The organism is Kovacikia sp. CALU 1929 (assembly GCF_056784235.1).
Genome location: NZ_JBXBCF010000042.1, coordinates 1 through 2,818 on the forward strand (window position 1 = coordinate 1; position 2,818 = coordinate 2,818).

Annotated in this window: 2 protein-coding genes, 1 tRNA gene and 1 pseudogene; 3 read left to right on the plus strand and 1 reads right to left on the minus strand. The window is 47.9% G+C overall.

Annotation, left to right across the window (positions count from 1 at the left end):
• Positions 1-234 precede the first annotated feature (234 nt).
• Together AC1S52_RS03405 and nfi are read left to right on the plus strand one after the other, a co-directional pair.
• Positions 235-353 (plus strand) — tRNA-Met (locus tag AC1S52_RS03405).
• Between the two features lie 79 nt (positions 354-432).
• Positions 433-1,134: a deoxyribonuclease V gene (gene nfi / locus AC1S52_RS03410; RefSeq protein WP_482027637.1), complete on the plus strand. Its 702-nt coding sequence runs from the start codon at positions 433-435 to the stop codon at positions 1,132-1,134.
• A gap of 573 nt (positions 1,135-1,707) precedes the next feature.
• Here nfi and AC1S52_RS03415 read toward each other — a convergent pair.
• A protein-coding gene (locus AC1S52_RS03415; protein ID WP_482027638.1) for an IS5 family transposase occupies positions 1,708-2,533 on the minus strand; the annotation gives its coding sequence in 2 pieces (ribosomal slippage) (positions 1,708-2,178 and positions 2,180-2,533; 825 coding nt in all).
• Positions 2,534-2,613: 80 nt separating this feature from the next.
• Here AC1S52_RS03415 and AC1S52_RS03420 point away from each other — a divergent pair.
• Positions 2,614-2,818 (plus strand): annotated as a pseudogene (locus AC1S52_RS03420) (transposase family protein); the annotation flags it as partial.

Here is a 2,818-nt window from a genome sequence, read left to right on the forward strand (position 1 = left end):
ATCTCTCGATGTTTGTATCCTTTGAGAAACATCTGGATGGCAACAGCACGCTTGAGTTCACGGGCATCCGGGTTAGAGGCAATAAAGTCATTCAGTTCATCTAGCATAGAACCATTCCGAGTCGTGCTTAAGTCCTCTCTAGATTCTCACAACTGACTTGGGATTGCTATAGCTTTCCTAACTTGTGCGGAATCACAAATCTAACTTGCACTTCGTGCCCTGACTAAAAAAGCTTACATACTTGCTTAATGGTAGAGCAGTCGCCTCATAAGCGATTGGTTACAGGTACCGCTATCTCTTTCAGAGACGCTTCGCGAACGCGGAAGCAAGCTACAAATCCTGTGTATGATCCAACTGCTTTTTTGACTTGCATAAAGTGATTTATTTCAGTGATAAATTTAGTCCATTCTTCAATTCACGCTTTTACACCAGATGGAAGGTTTCTTCATCAATCATTCGCTGTTAACCCTAACTCAGTCAGCTACTCCTGAAGCAGCGATCGCTCTTCAGCAGGAGTTACGGTCACGGGTGGTAAGAGAGGATGATTTTGATGAAGTGAAAACTGTTGCCGGAGTCGATTTGGGATTTGAAGAGGATGACCAGATTGCTTGTGCGGCGATCGCCGTTCTTCGATTTCCCGACCTGACGCTTCAAGAATCGGTGATGATTCGTCGCCCCACAACCTTTCCCTATGTTCCAGGCTTGCTGGCATTTCGAGAAGTTCCAGCGGTGATGGAAGCACTCGCGGAATTGAAAACGCGACCAGATCTGCTGCTGTGTGATGGCAATGGTTATATTCACCCGCGTCGCTGTGGCTTTGCCTGTCATCTTGGTATTGTCAGTGGTTTACCGTCGATCGGCGTGGCAAAAACGCCTTATCTGGGAGAACATGAACCCCTCGCAGAGCATCGAGGCGCATGGCAACCCATTCGAGATAACGGAGAAGTCATTGGAGCGATCGTTCGCACGCAACCAAATATCAAGCCTGTTTACGTCTCCGTTGGACATCGGATTAGTTTGAGCAGTGCGATTGATTTTGTTCTGAAATGTGCCCCCAAGTATCGTCTTCCTGAAACAACTCGTCAGGCAGACCAACTCTCAAAAGGGCATACAAAACCAGTCTCTAAAATCTGAGAAAGAGATTGATACTGTCAATGAAAATATCAAAACTGGAGGTGAGGATCATGAAGCAAAATAATTTTCATAACACCAATCTAGATAACGATTTAGAAGATCTCAACGACTTGCAAGCGTTCTGCTTTTGAACCCTCTAGCAAACGTCGTCGAGGCTATCCATCAGAAACTGCTGTCAAACGAGGACATCGCATCATTCACGGTGATAAAGAACTGCAAGAAAAGCTGGGTAATAACGATTTGTGCGCTTGCAGTTCTGGGCGTTCCTTTCAAACGATGTTGCCGTAACAGTGGTAGGTATGACGGTAGTCTACGCAGCCACTACTTTTAGGCAATAGCCTTACCCATTTTCACTTTTACTGGCAGTTGTTGCCGCGCCCCGACCGCCGCTAGGCGGCGCGCAAGCTTCGCAGAAGCTTACATACTCTCCACCAAACAAAGGTGCGTATCTGGAGGGATACGCTGCAAGCCTGAGACCGATAGCAGGCAAAAGTAGTGCTGAGAAATGAGTGCTGAGTGCTGAGAGAATTACTCGGTACTCAGCACCCAGCACTCAGCACTTCTATTAAGAGTCTATCCGAAAACCTGGATTGCTCGCACAGCAATACATGCACAGCTTAGGTGTAAAAACGCTAGGTAGTTCTCTGGTTTCTTCTCCCACCGTATCAACAAACGGCGAAATCGGTTCATCCAAGAGTGACTACGCTCCACTACCCAACGTCTTGCTCGGTAGTTCGGAATATCATGAATAATCCGTTCCCTTTCATCTCTCGGTGGAATGTGCCCTACATATCCCCAAGCCGCCACAATTTCCCTCACTTCCTTGTAGTCATACCCTTTGTCTAAACATAGGTTTCTTAGTTCACCATCTTGTAAATCTGAAGGTACAATTCGCTGGGCTTCTAGCGTTGCTTGGGTCAGTTTCATGTCATGCCGATTGGCTCCTGCAATCACGATGGCAAGCGGCACTCCTTTCCCATCGCAGAGAAGGCTTCGTTTCGTGCCCGATTTCCCCCGGTCTGTGGGGTTTGCACCCGTTTCTTTTTCCCCCCAAAGGCGCTTTCACTAGCGCCCCATCCATCGCCATCCACTCCCAGTCTATTCCGACTGCTTCGGCATACTGTTTGAGTCCCAATTCCCACAGCGCTAAAAATACACCTTGCTCGACCCATGCTTGAAAGCGATCATGTACCGTACTCCTAGCTCCCAAACTGCGCGGTAAGGCATTCCACTGGCACCCGGTTCGCATCACGTAAAAGATGCCGTTGAGAGCACGTCGATCATCCATTCGAGGGCGTCCACCTTTTGGTTTAGGAGGCTCAGGAGGAATGGCAGGTTTGACCTGATCCCAAACTTCATCTGGCAGCAGAAAATCAGGGGCAATTTCTGTAAAGGACATGGCTCTCAATCGGCTGTAATGCTTCCTCTATAAGCCTCTCACAAAACTAGAGGTTTTCGGATAGACTCTTATGGCAAGATACCGGATTTCAGGGGTTTGCTCCCCTTGGGGTGACGATTCGGCAACCGAAGAAAAAGCCGCGCAACCAATCGCTGAGTGAGGCTGACAAACAACGGAATCGAGAGATTGCCCAAGAACGAGTTGAAATTGAGCATCAGATTAGTGGCATCAAACGTTGCAATATTTTGGTGCATCAGTTTCGCAATCGCACCCCCTATTTTGTCG

Coding starts and splice junctions, on each gene's coding strand:
- nfi (WP_482027637.1), top strand. CDS start 433: ATGGAAGGTTTCTTCATCAATCATTCGCTGTTAACCCTAACTCAGTCA.